At 69.5% G+C, this 1,108-nt stretch carries 1 protein-coding gene and 1 pseudogene; both read left to right on the top strand.

Annotation, left to right across the window (positions count from 1 at the left end; all coding sequences use genetic code 11):
* Positions 1–313, top strand: a pseudogene (locus tag AC1DXV_RS34915) (hypothetical protein); the annotation flags it as partial.
* A gap of 137 nt (positions 314–450) precedes the next feature.
* Positions 451–1,108, top strand: a 658-nt coding sequence (locus AC1DXV_RS34910) for a carbohydrate-binding protein (protein ID WP_477938085.1), incomplete at its 3' end; no start/stop codon positions are given.

The raw sequence follows: 1,108 nt of genomic DNA, 5'->3' as shown, positions 1-1,108 counted from the left end.
CTCGACCTTGGCCCAGCTCGTGGTCCCCGAGGGTTCGCCGTACATGGCCTGGCGGGATGCCGCGCTGAATCGGCTGGAGCGCTTGTTTCCTGCACTCCCGGAGGACGACGATTTCGAGTACGACTGGCAGGCCGCCGAGCCGCTGGTGCCGCGCGAGTGTTTCGATCCCACCGCCCCCTTCGACCCGTCGATGAGTGCCGGCCTGGTTCGACGCGCGCTCGCCGATATCGACGATGACACGAATCCCTACGCGAGCACCCCCGCCCAGCGCGAGCGGGCAGGGGTCGTGCTGCCGTTGTCCGAAGTCGATTGAGTGCGGGGTTCCCCGGAAGTACCGCTTTGCAAGCGGTACGAATTGGTATCTTTGAGAAACCTAGGTTGGAATACCAATCCAGTACCAGCACACTCCCCCCTGGTTTTTGTGATGCATCTCAACCGGAGATCAGGGTGATGAAAGTGAAAGCATTGGGATTGAGCATGGTTGCCGTCGCGATCGGCAGCATGTGGGGGCAAGTCCAGGCCGCGTCGGCCTACGGCGAGCAGGGCGCCTGGGCCAGCGACGTGCAACTGGCGCAGTCCAGCGCGCCTGCCTGGCGCGAAGGCGTCACCTACACCGTCGGCACGGTGGTGAGCTATGGCGGCCGCGACTATGTCGCGCTGGTCACCCACACCGCCTGGGCGGGCACCAACTGGACGCCGGCGGCCACGCCGTCGCTGTGGTCGCCGACCAATGCCGCGCCTGCACCCGCACCGGTTCCTGCACCCGCTCCCGCGCCGTCACCCGCACCGAGCCCCGCGCCCGCACCGGCCCCCGCGCCGAACCCGGGCGGCACCTGCTACCTCGCCTGGGTGGCTGGCACCGCCTACACCGGCGGCGCGACCGTCAGCTACAACGGCGTGAACTACAAGGCCAACTACTGGACGCAGAACAACAACCCGGCCACCAGCAGCGGCCCCGCCGGCAGCGGCCAGCCGTGGACGGCCGTCGGCAATTGCGCCGGCACCCCTGCGCCGGCTCCTGCACCAGCGCCCGCGCCTGCACCTTCTCCCGCCCCCGCTCCAGCCCCCGCGCCGTCGCCGGCCCCGGCTCCCGCACCCGCGCCTGCAC

It is taken from the genome of Rhizobacter sp. P3_C12, assembly GCF_056402735.1.
This window is presented reverse-complemented; position numbering and strand designations above follow the sequence as displayed.